Origin of the sequence: Rhodococcus sp. APC 3903, assembly GCF_030407755.1 — a bacterium.
Taxonomy (GTDB): Bacteria; Actinomycetota; Actinomycetes; order Mycobacteriales; family Mycobacteriaceae; genus Rhodococcus_F; species Rhodococcus_F erythropolis.
This window is the reverse complement of the sequence record NZ_JASDCV010000007.1, coordinates 180318-197753: the sequence shown is the minus strand read 5'-3', so window position 1 is coordinate 197753 and position 17436 is coordinate 180318. Positions and strand designations below refer to the sequence as shown.

13 protein-coding genes are annotated in these 17436 nt (G+C 58.9%); 10 read left to right on the top strand and 3 right to left on the bottom strand.

What is annotated here, in order from left to right; genetic code table 11:
- The first annotated feature begins 512 nt into the window (after positions 1 to 512).
- Positions 513 to 1436, top strand: a complete 924-nt coding sequence (locus QMA15_RS12430; RefSeq protein WP_019747444.1) for a UTP--glucose-1-phosphate uridylyltransferase — start codon at positions 513 to 515, stop codon at positions 1434 to 1436.
- On the opposite strand, the gene QMA15_RS12425 is transcribed toward QMA15_RS12430, so the two are convergent.
- From QMA15_RS12425 to QMA15_RS12415, 3 genes are all read right to left on the bottom strand, one after another.
- Positions 1430 to 1756 (bottom strand): helix-turn-helix transcriptional regulator, encoded by a 327-nt coding sequence (locus QMA15_RS12425; protein WP_223258030.1) that lies wholly within the window; start codon positions 1754 to 1756, stop codon positions 1430 to 1432. The genes QMA15_RS12430 and QMA15_RS12425 overlap by 7 nt on opposite strands.
- Before the next feature lie 262 nt (positions 1757 to 2018).
- The gene (locus QMA15_RS12420; protein ID WP_029537807.1) at positions 2019 to 3455 is read right to left on the bottom strand and encodes a glycosyltransferase; all 1437 of its coding nucleotides are present in this window, start codon (positions 3453 to 3455) and stop codon (positions 2019 to 2021) included.
- A gap of 29 nt (positions 3456 to 3484) precedes the next feature.
- Positions 3485 to 4954, bottom strand: a complete 1470-nt coding sequence (locus QMA15_RS12415; RefSeq protein WP_228117920.1) for a hypothetical protein — start codon at positions 4952 to 4954, stop codon at positions 3485 to 3487.
- A gap of 873 nt (positions 4955 to 5827) precedes the next feature.
- Here QMA15_RS12415 and QMA15_RS12410 point away from each other — a divergent pair.
- From QMA15_RS12410 to QMA15_RS12370, 9 genes are all read left to right on the top strand, one after another.
- Positions 5828 to 7348, top strand: coding sequence for a sugar transferase (locus tag QMA15_RS12410; RefSeq protein WP_069146123.1), 1521 nt, complete (start codon positions 5828 to 5830; stop codon positions 7346 to 7348).
- Positions 7332 to 8729 carry a hypothetical protein gene (locus tag QMA15_RS12405; RefSeq protein ID WP_151097688.1) on the top strand — a complete coding sequence of 466 codons (1398 nt, stop codon included), beginning with the start codon at positions 7332 to 7334 and terminating at the stop codon, positions 8727 to 8729. Before QMA15_RS12410 ends, QMA15_RS12405 begins: the two co-directional genes overlap by 17 nt.
- Positions 8730 to 9485 carry a WecB/TagA/CpsF family glycosyltransferase gene (locus QMA15_RS12400; RefSeq protein WP_020906566.1) on the top strand — a complete coding sequence of 252 codons (756 nt, stop codon included), beginning with the start codon at positions 8730 to 8732 and terminating at the stop codon, positions 9483 to 9485. It begins immediately after the preceding gene.
- The gene (locus QMA15_RS12395) at positions 9482 to 10378 is read left to right on the top strand and encodes a glycosyltransferase family 2 protein (protein WP_070797269.1); all 897 of its coding nucleotides are present in this window, start codon (positions 9482 to 9484) and stop codon (positions 10376 to 10378) included. The genes QMA15_RS12400 and QMA15_RS12395 overlap by 4 nt, the downstream gene beginning before the upstream one ends.
- A complete protein-coding gene (locus tag QMA15_RS12390; RefSeq protein WP_070797268.1) occupies positions 10375 to 11466 on the top strand; it encodes a glycosyltransferase in 1092 nt (363 codons plus the stop codon). Before QMA15_RS12395 ends, QMA15_RS12390 begins: the two co-directional genes overlap by 4 nt.
- Positions 11467 to 11503: 37 nt before the next feature.
- Entirely contained in the window at positions 11504 to 12247 is a 744-nt protein-coding gene (locus tag QMA15_RS12385; RefSeq protein ID WP_158024834.1) for a polysaccharide pyruvyl transferase family protein, read from the top strand.
- 9 nt (positions 12248 to 12256) lie between these two features.
- Positions 12257 to 13699 (top strand): lipopolysaccharide biosynthesis protein, encoded by a 1443-nt coding sequence (locus QMA15_RS12380; protein ID WP_021333840.1) that lies wholly within the window; start codon positions 12257 to 12259, stop codon positions 13697 to 13699.
- Positions 13700 to 13825: 126 nt separating this feature from the next.
- On the top strand, positions 13826 to 15151 hold the full coding sequence (locus QMA15_RS12375) for a UDP-glucose/GDP-mannose dehydrogenase family protein (RefSeq protein WP_198931689.1): 1326 nt from the start codon (positions 13826 to 13828) through the stop codon (positions 15149 to 15151).
- A 712-nt stretch (positions 15152 to 15863) separates the two neighbouring features.
- Complete coding sequence (locus tag QMA15_RS12370; RefSeq protein ID WP_228117921.1) at positions 15864 to 17309, top strand: polysaccharide biosynthesis tyrosine autokinase; 1446 nt, start codon at positions 15864 to 15866, stop codon at positions 17307 to 17309.
- Positions 17310 to 17436: the final 127 nt, after the last annotated feature.

Sequence of the window (17436 nt, the reverse complement as noted above, 5' to 3'; positions counted from 1 at the left end):
ACAACCTGAACCTGGCGTTGTGACGTGATGACCCTATTTCGTTTGCATCCAATGGTATTCAGTGGCATTCACTTGTGGATAACCGAACTTGAAGGCTTGTGGAGTCGCTCGGGACCATCGATGCGACGCCTCCAGGACCTACGTCCGGGTCGGCTGGGGACGGTCCGGTTGAGGCGCTGAGTTCGGAAGTTGTGTCGTACCTGTCTCTTTGGCCAGTTACTACGTCCCGCCGTGGTCAACGTCGAAAAAGGATCTCAACCGTTCGCTGCGGTAACGGGCAGTGCGCGGAGTGCCGTGTGCCCTTCGTGGAAGTGACATCGAGGGGTGCTGTGTAGCTCTCGCGCGCAACGAATTCCGAGTTCGGGTCAACTTGCGACGGCATCGGTCGCCCGGTAGACCTTGTGCGCAGGCTGTACATGCGGTGTGAGCTTCGGTCGTCGGAATGAGGGGACGATCGCTGCATGCGCGTAACGGTAATTGTGTAAAACATCGCGTGAGCGGAGAGGTGAACGATGACTGGGTGCGCTGAACGGGCTTTCAAGACTGCTGTGGTGCCGGCTGCCGGGATGGGGACTCGCTTCCTCCCGGCCACCAAGACGGTTCCGAAAGAGCTGCTCCCCGTGGTCGATACACCCGGGATCGAGCTGGTCGCAAGCGAAGCGGCGCAAGCAGGCGCGGAACGTCTGGTGATCGTCACTGCGCCGGGCAAGGCATCGGTCGTCGGGCATTTCGTCGAGGATCTGGTGCTCGAGGGCAAGCTCGCCGCCAGCGGGAAGCATCATCTACTCGAGCGTGTGCGTCGGGCTCCAGGCCTGATCTCGGTGGAGCCGGTTGTGCAGGAGTCTCCGCTGGGATTGGGACACGCTGTCGGTCTTGTCGAATCGGTGCTGGATGCGGACGAGGACTCGTTCGCGGTGCTGCTTCCGGACGATCTGGTCCACCCCTGCGGTGTTCTCGACGCGATGGCGAAGGTGCGTGCCGAGCGAGGCGGTTCCGTGTTGTGCGCGTTCGACGTCGCGCCGGATCGTGTTGGTGCTTACGGAGTATTCGACGTCCAAGCGCCTGTGGAGGGCGGTGATCCCGATGTGCTTGCCGTCGTCGGCATGGTCGAGAAGCCCGCACCAGCGGATGCTCCATCCACTCTCGCTGCGGCCGGACGCTACCTTCTCGATCGCGCCGTGTTCGACGCGCTCAGACGAATCTCGCCAGGGCAGGGTGGCGAGCTGCAACTGACGGATGCGATAGCGCTGCTGATTGCAGAGGGGCATCCGGTTCACGTCGTCGTCCATCACGGAACGCGTCACGATCTGGGAAACCCGGGTGGATTTTTGCGGGCCTCTCTCGACCATGCGCTTAGCCGCACCGAGTACGGACCGGAATTGAGAGTCTGGCTCAAGGAACGACTGGATCAGCCGGATCCGCAGCTGACCTACTGACTTGCGAGGCTATGCGACGCGGAGCGTCTCGCCAGTTCATCGAGGAGATCTCGGGTGCTGAGTGACGACAGTGAAATCGGCTTGTCGTCCAGACCCGACTCGTCGGGTGTCATGTAGCCCGCCGCGACAAGAATTTCCTGTACGTGGACGTCGAAGACGCGGCAAGCAGTTCTGATCGTGTCCTGCGTGGGAGGGCGTTTCGCGGACAGCCACCGACCGAGCTCGGAGGGGCGTATTCCCAGCGCACGCGCAGCATCGGCTACGTCTGTTTCTTGGCGAAGTTCCAGTTGATGCTTCACCCATTCCGAAAAACCGCTCATACCGGTCATAGTGCCTGAGTGCTGCGCGGTAAGCCAGTGCCGTCTCGGCACTTAAGGCGCTCGACGGCCGATCTGTGATCATTCGGCAACCAATCACCGCGGTTCTCGCGTACCAGTAGTTAAGTTTTGTGACTGGATTGTGTGTTTACCGCGACCATCTAGCTGTGTGTTTTCCGTTGAAACCCGAAATCGGGTGAAATTGTGGGTGAGGCGGACCAGTAGACATAACTCACACCTGTGTAGAACGTGAAGGATTGCGTTGTCACGTGTTCAGACCGTGGAAGGTTTTTTCCCAGTAGGACGGGTTGCGAATCAATTGGTAGGTCCCCTTGATCGCCGCGATGCTCATCAGCACCCAGTACAACGGAGCAGTCAGGCAGGCGAGGAGGAGCATCGCGTTTCGCGTTTCTCGGCACGCCACGAGGTTCATGTAGAGAACAGCGGCGTTACCGAATGCCAGAGAGATCAACGCGGGGAAATAGACGTAGTTGGGGAAGACCTGGTGGATCACTTCAGGTTGTCCGAGAATCCAGTCCAGACTGATGAGCCAGAACACCATGTTCAAAGTGGCGACCAAAGGTGTGCCGGCCATGAGAATCGTGAAGCGGAGAAATCCGATTGGGCCCAATCCTCGCCATAATTTCACGGGTTGGCGCATATGGACGAGCCACGTCTGCAAATAGCCCTTGTACCAACGCGAGCGCTGTCTGATCCAGTTGATCGTGTCACTGTTGGCTTCTTCGAGCGTGGTGGAATTCAACACCGCGGTGCGGTAGCCGCTCTCGGCAATCCGTACCCCGAGGTCCGCATCCTCCGTGACATTGAAGGGATCCCACGCACCGATCTCGTCGAGGACGCTACGTCGTAGGTGATTCGAGGTACCGCCGAGAGGAATCGGTGAATTGCTCCGCATCAATCCAGGGAGGATGAAGTTGAACCACAGCGCGTAATCGGCGGTGAACCACGCGGTCAACAGGTTCTGAGTTCCGTTGTGGAATGCAAGTTTGGCCTGAACACAAGCAGTGTTCTCGGGAAGTTTCGCGAAAGTTGCAACTACTCGCCGTAATTGGAGTGGGTCGGGGGAATCCTCGGCGTCGTAGATCGTGACGATCTCGCCCGTCGAGAAATGCAGACCGTAGTTGCATGCTTTCGGTTTGGTTCGTGGATCGGCCGCGGGCACCTTCAGAATGCTGACGACCTCGTCCACGCCGGCGGCAAGAGCGGCTTCGATAGTGACGGCGTCATCTTCCTCCAATAGGAGAAGGACTTGCATCTTGTCTTCCGGATAATCGATCGCTCGCATGGCTGCGATGAGGTCGCCGACGACTTCAGGCTCGTTGTATGCGGGGACCAGAATGGTGTACGTGGGAAGGTCGTCGTATGAAAGAGCCAGTGCCTCTTCGTCACTGATCGTCATGATCGAGGACGCATCGAGACCCCTCGTGAACAAGATCAGACGGTCGACCATCGCCCATATGTATCCAATGGTGCAGATCAGTGTCAGCGCGATGAGAGTTGGGACGAGGAAGAACACGAGGCTGACGACGACTAGTGCGAAGCCTGCCAACAACGTATTTCGCTGCCACGGATAGAAGGCCACGGAGGCGGACGAGATCGGATGGCGCTCGCGTAGACCGTTCACTGCATCGTGCAGGGCGGCCTCGCGGTACTCCGCTGTATCCGGGTCGCCGCTGACCACAACACTGTTGGACTGGCTTCGGTTTTCGTTCACCACGTCTGAGCCTCCACGAGTAGTCGAGCGAGTGCTTCGAGCATGTCCAGGTCCTTGTACTCGGATTCGGTGTCTTCGGTCGAGGTTTCACCACGCAGTAGAACGGCGAGGGTATTGCTACCGTTGGACGCCATCGACGGCTTCGGTTCGGGGAAGTAGGCGTCGGGATCGTGATTGTCGACGCTGATCAGGCTGACTCGCTGCGCGGCTCCGTCGCCCCGCGTCCAAACGAAATTGAGATTGCTCCATGTGAGAAGGAGAGCGTCGTCGACGATCGTGTACATCTCGGCGACGATCCCGTGCGGCAACTCCACCGTGACCGTCGGGCTGACTCTCGCGTTCTCCAGGTCGTAGGTGGTCTTGCTGGGGTACACGGCGAGCGTGGAGGGCCGCCGGACCTGGACGACGTCAAGCTGTACCGTGCGAGGCCGCATCTGCGCGTCCCAAGCGGGATTCGGAGTGTCGGCCCGAATTGTCTGACGGCTCAGTTCGGAGGTGCTGCCGAAGTACCGACGGGGCCAGTCGTATTCGGATGCTGCAATCTGATGCCAGCCCAGTGGAACGATAAGTCGAGGATCGGCCGTAGCCGGAGGCGGACCGACGTTGACGGTCAAACTTGTCGGTGGCAGCGGTGTGAAGAACATCAGCACTGCGGCGGCAAACACCGCAAGGATGGTCCAGTTGCTCGTGGCTGTCGAAGGCTTTCGGAGTGGTCGATCGAACGGTTTGAGCGACTTTCCCCGGCGTTCGTACAGATAGAAGGCGCCACCGACGACGATTGCGGTTCCGAGCGCCGGAAACAACTGCACGGCGAAAAGCGGAGCAGTGGGATACTTCTGAATCGTGACGTAGAGAACCACCACACCGAGCACCGTTGCGGCGACAAAGGCGATCGCCCCTCGCCTCCACGTTCTACTGACGGCGATCGTGGTCGCGGCAGACGCGACCAGCACCATGAGGACGCTGTAGTCGAAACGGGTCCCGCCCATTTCGGTCGCGATGGCGCGGTAATGTAGCGGCGCCAAGATGACCGGGACCACCCAGATTGCCCAATACCGGTTGACCGGACGGAGGCCGAACATCAGAACCGCTGCGCTCCAGACGAATACCCACGCTGCGATCACGTCGATATGCATCAATTCGTAGGTCTCGGCAAAACGCGGCAGCAGGAGCGCTTGGAGTCCCAATGCGACGAAGAGGCCGATGCAGCCGACTATCTTGTCGGTCTCGCGATCGTGAATAGGAAGCTCCGGGCCGCGCCTCAAGTCTGTTCCGACGGCGGCAACCAAACACAAGAGCGGTAGAGCGAAGACGTAGCCGATGGCAGTTCCGCTGGCCGTGCTCTGCCAAAGCTTGGTCCAGGTGGGCCAGAATGCAAAGATCGTGGCGAGTGCGATCATCAACCACCGCACTGCGAGTCGAGGAATGATCCCGGACTCGGAGCGGATCTCACGAATCTTCAACATTTCCAGTTCCATTCGCTTGCTACCCGACATCTGCGTGCGATTCGAGGCTGCGCACCGCTAGGGACTGCCGACCATCGCCGTCGGTCCGGCGCCACATGCAGACATTACTTGATCAAGACATATCGCCCTCGCCACGTCGAGGCGCCGGTCTCTGAGCAGTCCGGCCGGAGGTCTCACGCGCTCGAATCTCACATAGTGGGAAGTTTGAAATCTTTTTTTCCGGTACCCAGTGCGGGCCTTGGCCGGCCGGGTGACATGACAAGATTTTCGGTCTGCCGAATTCCTCCGTATCGAAGGGTAATTCACTTTCGGATTGCAGAAAGTTCAATCAAGTTCCGCGGATTCGACCTACGGGGACATAGGTCCCCGGCGTGCAGGGACGGTTCTCGGTTGCGTGGATGCGGGTCCAGTTACCCATGCGAAAGAACTGTGGTCAGCAGTGGGAGGCAATGTCCGCTTTGTGAGCTATTGCGGTCGTCGGGACCTAAGCCCTGGAGGTTTCCGTGCATTTGCTGAATAGCTGAATTATAGCTACCAATTGGTAACTACATCGTAAATGGCGCCGTGGCTTTGCGACGATCGAACGTGAACGATCGTCCAACATTCTTCGGGTGTCTGCGGGGAAGAAGAATTGCCGGTTAGAGTCTTGACCTGCAACATTATTCGAATTGAACTCCGGCCTTCGAGATGTTCTCATAGTACTCACGCGGCACGTGCAATGCCTCCAGATTATCGAGTTGCAATGTTGCCGACACCTAAGCGGAACATTTGCTCTTCTCCATCTTTTAGTTGTGCCTGAAGATTTCGGGCGCAAACCGGAAATTCCGAAGAACGGTCGGGGCCTGGCGGCTCGCAAACGGGAAGGTTGGTCAGATGTCGGCATTGGACATGTCCATGGCGCCGTCGCTCGGGTATCGGCGTCCGCGCATCGTGCCGGACTCCCGTGCGGAGTTTTCCTCGCGCGCTGCGTGGCAGCATCGATACATACGTGCTTTGACAGTGACGGATTCGCTGATTGTCGTTGGTGCGGTTTCGGCCGCTCAGTGGCTTCGATTCGGCGCCGCGCCGACCGCCGTCGACGCTCGTGAGCTCGGGCAGTTCAGCTACACCGGTTTGTCCATCGGTGTGGTGGTCGCGTGGCTGGCGACGTTGCAGATATTCAGGACGAGATCTGCGAGTGTGATCGGAAGCGGTCCCGAGGAATATCGACGAATCCTGGTGTCCGCGATGAGATTGTTCGGCGTCATTGCGATCGTAAGCCTTTTGCTCCGTCTCGATATTGCCCGGCTCTACCTCGCATTCGCGTTTCCTGTCGGCCTTCTCGCGCTGCTGTTGAGCCGTTGGCTCTGGCGTGGGGTGATCGTGCGACGGCGTACTCGCGGTGAGTGCCTCACATCTGTACTGGTGGTGGGCAGCAAGGACGCCGGCGCTGAACTCGCACGAAATTTCGAGCGAGGTAGCGCAGACGGTTTCCGCGTGGTCGGAGTATGTGTGCCGGGGTTCCTTCGGCACGCGGACGAGTCCATCGCGGTCGACGGGCGTGACATACCGCTCCTCGGCGGTGAGACATCGGTAGTCGAAGCGTTGGAACTGGTCGGCGCAGACACCGTTGCGGTAACGGCAACCGAGCATCTCGGCTCGGATGGCATCCGTGCGCTTGCCTGGGATCTGGAATCGCGGGACGTAGATCTCGTCGTTGCGCCCAGCATTGTCGATGTGTCGGGGCCACGTCTGTCGATGCGGCCGGTGGCCGGTCAGCCTTTGATACGCGTCGAGCGTCCGAAATATCATGGTGCGCAACGCTTTGCGAAATCCTCGTTCGACGTGATCTTCGCGTCACTGATACTGGCGGCAATTGCACCTGTTCTCCTGGCCGCTGCTCTGGCGGTCAAGCTCTCGAGCCCGGGCCCGGTGTTGTATCGAGCGGAACGAATGGGGCTGGACGGGAAACCGTTCCCGATGCTCAAGTTCCGTTCGATGGTCCAGAACGCAGACTCGCAGGTGGCATCGTTGATGGCCCAGAACGACGGCGCGGGTGTGCTCTTCAAGATGCGCGACGACCCGCGCGTTACACCGGTCGGGCGCTTCTTGCGCCGTTACTCGATTGACGAGCTGCCCCAGTTCGTCAATGTTCTGCGGCGCGAGATGAGCGTTGTCGGCCCCAGGCCGCCGCTGCGTCGCGAGGTCGAGGCCTACGACGGAACAGTCAGTCGCCGACTCCTCGTCAAGCCGGGAATCACAGGGCTGTGGCAGGTCAGCGGACGCTCGGATCTTTCCTGGGAAGAGACTGTACGACTGGATCTCTCGTACGTCGACAACTGGTCGCTCATGGGGGATGTCTTGATCGTCGGCAAAACGTTGAAAGCGGTATTGGCCAGTGACGGCGCCTACTAGTTTCCCGCTTACCGATGCCCGCAACGAAATGACTGGCGCGTCGGCGCTTCGCGCTCCGAGCGAATCGACGAACGATCACAGCCGGAAGATGTCGAGCGCCTCCTGGGTAGGCATCGTTGCCGGTGCTGCCGCGGCTCTTACCGGAGTTTCTCTGCCTGGCCTGCCCTCGACGGTCAATGCATCACTGCCAGTCGCAGCACTGGCTCTGGTCATTGCATGCCTGGCATCGCCGCGGGGAAGCATGGTTCGGTTTCGCTTGCGGGCGTTGGATGCATTCCTCCTGCTGTACGTGACGGCCATCGCGTTGGTCGAGTATTTCGACGTAACCTATTCGGACGCCGCCTTTTCGCTGTCGACGATCCTGAACCTGGTCGGTGTGCTTGCTGTGTACTTCGCGTGCCGACTGGTCGTGACGAGCGCAAACGACGGTCTCCGTGTGCTCCAGGGCGTGTTCATTGCAGCGATTCCGGTTGCAGTGCTGGGAATCTCCCAGATGCTCGGCGGCCGTCAGGTCAGCGAACTTCTGGTGAGATTCACCATTGCACCGGGATTGCAGGGCAGGCTTGATCTCGGATGGCCATTGCGCGCCACGAGCACCCTTGGCCACTGGACGGCGCTGGGTGGATACCTGGCCATCGCAATCGCCATCGGCTGTTATCTGATTGTAGAGAAATCGGGTTCGCAGCTGATCCCCAAGCCTTTGGTTCTCGGCGTTGGCATCCTCTTCGTCGCTCAAGTGTCGACATTCACGTTTGCGCCGATCTTGGTCGCGATCGTGACGATGCTCTACACGGCAGTGCAGGTCAAGATTCGATTCATCGGCCTTCTCTCTCTGGTCAGTATCGGGGGCGCGGCATATTTGCTGTTCGACGAGCAAGTTGGCGATCGACTGACCTCGCAACTGAGCAGCCCGTCCAAAGATGGTCTCCCTCCCTGGATTCCAGAGACCATCAGATACCGCGTCGGGATCTGGAATAACGAGACCGTCCCGGCCATCCTGGACAGTCCGCTGTTCGGGCACGGGGCGAATGTCTACAACCGCATTTCCACAGGGACGGCACCTTCGACGTTGCGATGGCCGTCTCCTGAATCCGAGTGGATGAGAACGGCTGTTGCCAGTGGTGTTGTGTTGGCCGTGCTGGAGGTGGCACTTCTCGTCTACGCCGTCCGTAAGGTATGGACGGCCTCGGACCTACCGGGCGTCACCAGTTTTCGCACAATCGGAATCGCACTCGTCGGGATTCTCGTCATTTCTTCCTTTCATTCGCATTTCAGTAGCGGGTCGGTGGCGATGATGTTCTGGATGGTCGTCGCCGTTGTTCTGAGTACGCAGGATTCTTTGACTATGTCGGGCAAGAACAACTATGGGCGGGTCAGTTGAATGGATACCATCGATCTGTGGGGAATACGCGTGAAACCCTGTGCGCCCGATGATGTCATCGAATGGATCAGGAACAATCAGGGTGAAAAGAAGGTCTTGCTGAACCATAATCTGCACAGCACGTATCTCCACCTCACGAATGAAAAGTTTCGCAGTCTCTATTCCAGTTCGGATCTGACTCTGATCGACGGGATGCCGATACTGGCGGCCTTGGCAATTCGCAGATTTCGGAGACAACAACCGTCGCTGAGCGTGTCGCAACGCTGTGGTTCGACGGACTGGATTCCGCTGGTCGGTGACATCGACGATGGGATTCGTATCGCGGTCATCGGCGCCAGCCCGAGTTCCAATTCATCTGCTGTGGATGCGATTTCAAGAATGGCCGAGCATGGCGAAGTTCGAGGGTGGAGCGGATACGCGGGCAAGGAAGCGCTGATTTCCGAAGGCTTCGAGTCCCTGCGCACATTTCGACCAGATCTCGTATTGATCGGATTGGGTATGCCGATCCAAGAAGAGTTCTTGCTCGATCACTGGGATGCATTGCCCACCGCCGTTTTTGCAACTGTAGGCGGGGCCATAGATCAACTGTCCGGACAGCAGCGCCTGGCTCCTCGGTGGACAGGCAAGTTGGGTATCGAATGGCTGTGGAGGCTGGCTTCGGACCCGAAGAGGCTTGCGTCGAGGTATCTGGTGGAGCCTTTCAAGCTGATGCGTGTGACTGTCGAGTTTCAGTTCGAGAGACGAGGAATTCTGTGACCGATGGAGTAAACGACCAACTGGTCACCGTCGTAATTCCGTCGCTGGGGCGGGGTGAACTGGTTCGCACGATCGAGAGTGTTCGGAACCAGACGCACCGCGATATCGAAATCATCGTCGTGCTGGATACCGCCATGGACGAGGGTGCCACTGCAACCGGTGCGGACATCGTGCTGACCACCGGGGGAGGTCGCGGCGCAGCAGTGGGAAGAAACATGGGAGTCGCAGCAGCGTCCGGACGCTTCGTCGCGTTTCTCGACGACGACGACTGGTGGGAAGCAACCAAGATCGAGCAGCAGATCGCCAGTATGACTCGACAATCAACCGAGTTCTCCTACACCGCAACCTACTTCCACTCAGGAAACGCAGTGCGTACTCTTCCGATCACTCGGTACGGTGCGGGCTCGTCGATGGGCGACTACCTGGTCTTGCGGCCTGGGTTGCGGCACGGGCACGGATACGTGCAGTCGAGTTCGATCATGCTGACTCGTCGACTCGCCCAGCACGTCGCCTGGGACGAATCACTTTCCAAGCATCAGGATTGGGACCTGGTGGTTCGGCTCGAGGAAGAAGTAGGCGAGAAGGTGTCGTATGTGGACGAGCCTCTCGTTCACGTCCAGCAGGCCAGCAAGAGTTCAATTTCGACTGTGCGGAATTGGAGGCGAAGCGTCCCGTTCTACGACAAGCACGGTTCGTCGTTGGGGAAGACGGCGAGGGGCGACTTCATCGCCACGCAAATACTGAGATCTGCACTGGCTGCCGGCGACGGACAGGGAATCGTGTACGCAGCATCCGGGCTTTCGAAGGCCCGTGTTCATCCGGCGGCACTGATCGTCTCGCTCTACGGTGCGGTCGAGTTCGGGAAGCGACTTCGTCAGCGGGTGGCGTCGTGAGTCGGCAAATCGTGGTGTGGGATCCCAATCCCTTCAATCCCTACGGGGTGGAAGTCGCCCGAGTGATTGCGGATACGCATGAGTCGGTGCTTCGCTTCGGCCGGCGCGGTCAGGGGATCACTCACGATCTGGTCAGATCCGTCGGTCTGCTCCCTCCGCCTGCAGCAGGCTCTCGCAACATCTGGGTGCTGGTGCAGTACCTGGCGGGGCTTGCGGCATTTGTCGTCTACGGAATCTTTCGACGGCCACTCGTTGTGGTCTGTTGGATGAATTCCGAATTGGAACGACGAATCATTCGTGGACTTCAGCTTTCGGGATGCCGGACGCTCGTAGTAGTGCACAATCCCGTCAAGAGTCGGGACGATGCGGACGATCACCCGATCATCCGTTCCATTCGTTCGGGCGCGACCGGCTTGTTGGTTCACGACTCTTCGCTCCGTGCGGGAGTCGGAGAGTATGCGAACGTCCTGGTCGCCGCGCACCCCGCCTACCTTGCGTGGTCGGAGTCCACGGAAGGAGCGATGCGCCTTCCTCGAGATAGTTCGTCGGCAGCCCTCTATCTCGGAAGTGCTCGCGCAGACAAGGGATTCGACGTGTTGCCGAAGCTGGCGGAGGATCTGGCGCATCTGAACATCAGGCTGCAGTGTGCAATCGGAAGGCTGACATCTGGGGAGAACGACCTTCTCCGTCGATCCGAGAACATCGATGTTCTGGCCGAACCGTCTACACATATGTCGGATGTGGACGTACGCCGATACATGGAGTCCTCATCCGTGTTGGTGGCGCCATACCGGGATGTCACTGCATCCGGAACCATCTTGATGGCACTCACAGTGGGATTGCCTGTGGCCGCCTTCACATCGGACGTTCTCCTGGAAACTCTTTCCACCGACAGCCTCGCCGATACCGGAGACACGAAGATGCTCGCTGATTGTGCTGTCCGCGCAAGCGAGGCGGACCGCGCTGTTGTTGCAGAAAGCGCTCGCAATCATGATATCCGCGCGACGAGGGAGTGGGCGCTTGCTGTCCGCACGGTGCTCGACGAGACGATTCCTCATGTTCCCTCGACTAGGGTCGCGAATGTCTGAGGTCGAGGTTGTCAACTGGAATCCCAGGAACCAAGTCGTGATCCCAGGTATTTCGCGAAAGCTGCGAATCGGGCGACGAATCAACAACTTCGGCGACCTTCTAGGTCCGGTCGTGGTCGCATGGATGTCGAAGCAGAGTGCCAGACGGGCGCGCAGCAAACGCGACCAGCGGCTGCTGGCGGTCGGGTCCATCATGCACATGGCGAGAACTGGAGACTGCATTTGGGGAACGGGGGTCAACGGCAAGATAACTCCGGACGAGTATCGCTTCGATGCGCTCGACGTCCGGGCAGTTCGTGGACCGCTTTCGCGTGAGTTCCTGGAAATGCGCGGAATTCACACTCCGCCTACGTACGGCGACCCGGGATTGCTCATTCCTTCCGTCTTTCCTGAACTTGTCGAACTCACGAAGAACCCTTCGCGCGACGTCGTAGTCGTTCCGAATCTGAACGACCTGCCGCGGTGGTTCGACACACCGTCGGTTCTCGACCCAACCGAGGATTTGCAGACTTGCCTCCGAACTATTGCGAGCAGTCGACTCGTCGTCGGCAGTTCGCTTCACGCCGTGATCGTTGCCGACGCGCTGGGCGTTCCAGCGCGTTTGATTCCCTCAGGTTCGGAAGCGGAATTCAAGTATGCGGACTACTACCTCGGCACTGGCCGCGAATTGTCCACCGCACCAACTGTGAAGGCTGCTATTTCAATGGGTGGCGCGCCGGGCCTGGCGTGGAATGACGGACCGCTTCGCGAAGCGTTTCCCCACGATCTCTTCGGAAAGTAGGCGCACGCGGTGGGATTGGGTACAACCGCTGCGCGCGGCTCCGCAATCACGTTGGGGGGACAATGGGTCAAATTCCTCATTCAGTTCACCTCGATCGCCGTACTTGCGAGGGTCCTGAGCCCGGACGACTTCGGCAAGATGGCGATGGTCATGGCGGTGGTCGGAGCTGCAACGGTGATCGGCGATTTCGGGCTTTCCCTTGCCTCCGTACAAGCGTCGGAGATCTCGGAGAATCAGCGTTCGAATCTCTTCTGGATCAACACGGCAATAGGATTGCTGCTGACGCTCCTGGTCTTCGCCGCAGCGCCATTGTTCGACCGGTTCTACGACGTCGACGGGCTTTCCGACATTGTCAGGGCGGTATCGGTGATCTTCGTGCTGAACGGGCTCACCGTACAGTTGCGAGCGGATCTGACCCGGAATTTGAAGTTCGTGAAACTGACGGTGACCGAAATTGCCGCGCAGGGGATCGCGTTGGCCGTAACGATTCCGCTTGCCCTGTTGCACTACGGAGTTTGGTCACTCGTTGCTCAGCAAATCATCGTTTCGACGGTACTCCTGGGCAGTTCGGCGTTGCTGCTTCGCTGGATTCCGAATCGCCCGACACGCAATGCAGACATGCGGTCCTTGCTGTCGTTCGGCACCAACACCATGCTGACGCAACTGGTCACCTACTCGAGTGCGAACGCGGATTCCGTTGCACTCGGAAAACTGCACGGCAGCACCGAAGTCGGTGTTTACGATCGGGCATATCAGCTCTTCAAGATACCGATTGCGCAATTGGCCACGCCGATGACACGTGTTGCATTGCCGGTGCTTTCGCGAATTACCGATCCTGCTGTCTATATGGCATATCTGGTCCGAGCTCAGACCGTACTGTGTTACGTCATGCTCGGTGCGTTTGCCTACGCGGCAGCCGTGGCGTACCCGTTGATGGATCTTGTGCTCGGAAGTGGTTGGGATGCTGCGGCACCGATCTTCCGGATCCTCGCTGTAGGTGGTGCATTTCAAGCTTTGTCATACATCTATTACTGGGTGTTCCTTTCCACTGGCCGAGTCGATGTGCACCTTCGGTACAGCCTTGTGGGGCGTGGATTGATGATCGTTGCAGTCTGTGTCGGTGCGATATTCGGAAGCTTGGGCACGGCGATCGGGAGCAGCGTCGGCTTTGTTGCAGTCTGGTTGATCTACTCGTTTGTCGCCATTCCACGGATCGGAATCGGGACAGGGCCCTTGGTCCGAAGCGCTGTGCGGCCGATGGTGCTCTTCGCTGCGATGTTCGGCGTTGCCTCACTTTCTCTCACCCTTTTTCAACAGGTTCCGAGTTTCGTAGCGCTCGCACTTGCGGGAATGGTCTGTGTCGTCTTCGTGGGAGTTGTTGCCCTGACTTCCAAGTCGGTGCGTTCGGACTTGAATGCACTGGTGGACACGTGCAGAAAGGTGGTCGGTTGACAGTGCCGTTCAACGACCTCCGAAAACGGAGTACTCGGCCACACGGGAGTGGATGCCCCGACGACCTCGTCCACATGAACTTCGACCGAAAGGTTTTCAATGACTGAGCTCCGCCCGACTGAATCGATTTCGCGCCGGATGACTGTATTCGGTACCGGTTATCTCGGGGCGACCCATGCGGCGTGCATGGCCGAGTTGGGCCACGAAGTCCTTGGCGTCGACGTCGACCCGAGCAAGCTTGCCATGCTCGAAGCCGGAGAAGTTCCCTTCTACGAACCAGGCCTCGAGGAGGTGCTGCGGCGCAATATCGCGGCAGGTCGTCTCCGATTCACATCGTCGTACGAAGAGGCCGCAGAATTTGCCGACATTCACTTTCTCGGTGTGGGTACTCCTCAGAAGAAGGGGGAATTCGCGGCGGACATGCGGTTCGTCGATTCTGTCGTCGACAGTCTCGCACCGCTACTGACGCGGCCTGCCGTGATTTTCGGAAAATCCACCGTACCGGTCGGCACCGCGGAGAGGCTTGGTGTCCGAGCACGAGAATTGTCACCGGCTGGTCAGGACGTCGAGGTGGCTTGGAACCCGGAATTTCTCCGAGAAGGATTTGCAGTCAAGGACACCCTTCACCCGGACCGGTTGGTACTGGGCGTGGACCGCAAGCGCCCGGGGCGTGCTGAATCCGTCGCTCGCGAGGTCTACGGGAAGATCCTGGACGAGGGTACGCCCTTTGTCGTCACGGATCTCGCAACGTCGGAGTTGGTGAAAGCGTCAGCCAATGCATTTCTGGCAACCAAGATCTCGTTCATCAATGCGATTTCGGAAGTATGCGAAGCATCGGGTGCCGACGTGACGGTACTGGCGGACGCAATCGGGCACGACGAGAGAATCGGTCGAAAGTTCCTCAACGCCGGAATCGGTTTCGGCGGCGGTTGCCTACCCAAGGACATTCGCGCATTCATGGCGCGTGCAGGCGAATTGGGTGCAGATCAAGCTCTCACATTCTTGCGCGAGGTAGACAACATCAACATGCGTCGTCGGACACGGATGGTCGAGTTGGCGCGCGAGGCTTGTGGATCGTTGTTGGGAGCCCGAGTAGCTGTGCTGGGAGCTGCGTTCAAGCCGGACTCCGACGATGTTCGAGACTCACCGGCCTTGAATGTCGCCGGCCAGATTCAACTTCAAGGTGCGGCTGTCAGCGTGTACGACCCGAAGGCGATGGGAAATTCTCGATCGTTATTTCCGACGTTGACCTATTCGGCGAACACGGAGGAAGCTTGCGCGGGTGCAGATGTCGTCCTGATCTTGACGGAATGGGCGGAGTTTCGGAAGTTGCTGCCTTCGGATCTCGACGACATTGTTCGAAAGAAGGTTGTGATCGACGGGCGGAATTGTCTCGAACCGGCAATCTGGCGAGATGCCGGGTGGACCTACCGAGGGCTCGGACGACCCTAGGGCTCAGTTCAATCGGCTCGAACCTCAACTCTGTTTGGAAAGTCGGGACCAAGGTCTGTTGGTTGATTGTCCAGCCGTCACCGGAGATTCCGATCGGATATCCAGTAACGCATCGGCATTCGTGTGCTGTCGAACGGCAACTGCCGGCGAGTGCACCGTTTGCAACCCACCGCACCGCGGTGGTCGACGATTCCCTCGCCGATTGTCGATTCGACGCACTGATCGGATGAGATAAGCGTCATGTCCCGGACGTTCCCTTCGGGTGTTGCGGATTCATCGTTGACATTCGTTGTCGGACTTAGGTCCCGAGCGCAGCGCGTGATGAGTGGCCTACGTTGATGATCGGTGCGACGAGATGCGAAGCCGCGGGGTGTATACAGTGGTTGGAGTGGTGAAAAGTGTGATGAGACAGTAAGGTTCAGTTCGGCCCTTCGTGGTGTTCGCTCCCTTGGATTCACGGGATCAGCCGCAGTTCAAGACCTGACAGACCGGGCCGGTGAGGGCGAGGAGTGAGTTGTTCTCACCCTGCATTGTCTTCCGTTCAATGGGATCGTCGTGTCTTTACTCCGCCAGCTTGCTGCCGCGATACGTGGAAGAACGTCAATACGGATGGCTGTCCTGTTCAGACAAGAGCGGGGGTAGTGGCTCGACCGACGGCCGGTGATTACTGCTCGGATGCGCGATACGTATTCGAGCCGAAGGAGATTCGACGATGGATGTACGGGACTACCTGAAGACTTTGCAGGCACGGTGGAGGATAGTCGCTGTCGTTACTGTGGTCGTGATCTTGGGTGCATTAGGTGCCTCGTTGATTGCCACGCCGGTGTACAAGGCGTCTACTCGCCTGTTCGTGTCTACTTCGACCGGAACGACTGTGAACGAGGCATTCCAAGGCAATCAGCTCTCGCAACAGTTGGTCACTTCGTACGCGAGACTCCTCACCGGGGAGACGCTCGCCCAGCGAACAATCGATTCAGTGGGACCAGATCGCCTCGGAGGCCTTTCTGCCGCGGAGCTTTCATCGAAGGTGACGGCCACATCGGCACCGGATACGGTACTTCTCGACCTGAGCGTGCAAGATACGTCGCCAGAGTTGGCCCGCGATATCGCCAATGCGCTCTCGGACGAATTTGTCTTCATGGTCAAGGATCTGAGCACGCCCGTTAACGGCGGCACTGCGCCTGCGCGCGTAGTTGTCGAGCAGCGAGCCCAAACCCCGGTAGAACCGGTATCTCCGAAAACCACGAGGAACGTCGCTCTCGGAGCAGTGATCGGTCTACTGCTGGGGATCGGTCTGGCCGTGTTGCGTGACCGCTTGGACAACACTGTCAAAGAACGCAAGACAGTCGAAGACATCGTTGGTGCTGCGATGGTGGGAACCATTCCGTTCGACAAGGAACGTGAAGTTCATCAAGCGATCAACTTCCACGAGGGCAACTCCGCCAGTGCCGAGGCATACCGTGAACTACGAACCAATCTGCAGTTCTTGGCCGTGGATCGCCCCCCGAGCGTCATCGTCGTCACGAGTTCTCTTCCCTCGGAGGGCAAGACTACGACCGCCGTCAACATTGCACTCGTGCTGGCCGAGGCGGGCAAGAAGGTATGTCTCGTTGAAGGCGACCTTCGCAAGCCGCGTGTTTCGAAGTACCTCGGACTAATCGGAAGTGTCGGCCTGAGTTCGGTCCTGGCCGGGCAAGCAGACCTGGACGATGTGCTTCAAGTGACGAGCAATGCGGACCTGACGGTTCTTGCCTCGGGCCCGATTCCTCCGAACCCGAGCGAATTGCTGGGGACCGACACGGCTCATGCGGTCTTTGCCGATCTGCGCCGAAGGTTCGACTACGTCATCATCGACGCCTCGCCGCTGCTTCCGGTTACGGATGCTGCAGTTCTGTCTGCTCTGGCTGACGGCGCTCTCGTTATTGCTCGTCATGGTTCGACGAAGAGGGAACAGTTGAGCAGGGCGGTGGGCAACCTCCACAGCGTAGGTGCAACGATTCTCGGCACTGTCATCACGATGACTCCGCTGAACGGTCGCGGCGTTTACGAGTACAAGTACTACTACGACTCCGATCCTGTTGTGGCTGATGTAGCTGCGGAAAGTTCAGTCGGTGCCAGGGCACTCAGCGAAGTGCGGGCGCCGTCGACGGTCAACTGAACGGGTCAAGTACTGACCTTTGTTACACCAGCGTCCGCGCTGACGGGCCCCCGAGCAATGCTCGGGGGCCCGTTCTCGTTACAGCGCATCCGCTGTTCTCGGCGGAATTGCGCCGAGCCGAGTTACA

Coding starts and splice junctions, on each gene's coding strand:
- QMA15_RS12430 (WP_019747444.1), top strand. CDS start 513: ATGACTGGGTGCGCTGAACGGGCTTTCAAGACTGCTGTGGTGCCGGCT.
- QMA15_RS12425 (WP_223258030.1), bottom strand. CDS start 1,756: ATGAGCGGTTTTTCGGAATGGGTGAAGCATCAACTGGAACTTCGCCAA.
- QMA15_RS12415 (WP_228117920.1), bottom strand. CDS start 4,954: ATGTTGAAGATTCGTGAGATCCGCTCCGAGTCCGGGATCATTCCTCGA.
- QMA15_RS12410 (WP_069146123.1), top strand. CDS start 5,828: ATGTCGGCATTGGACATGTCCATGGCGCCGTCGCTCGGGTATCGGCGT.
- QMA15_RS12400 (WP_020906566.1), top strand. CDS start 8,730: ATGGATACCATCGATCTGTGGGGAATACGCGTGAAACCCTGTGCGCCC.
- QMA15_RS12370 (WP_228117921.1), top strand. CDS start 15,864: ATGGATGTACGGGACTACCTGAAGACTTTGCAGGCACGGTGGAGGATA.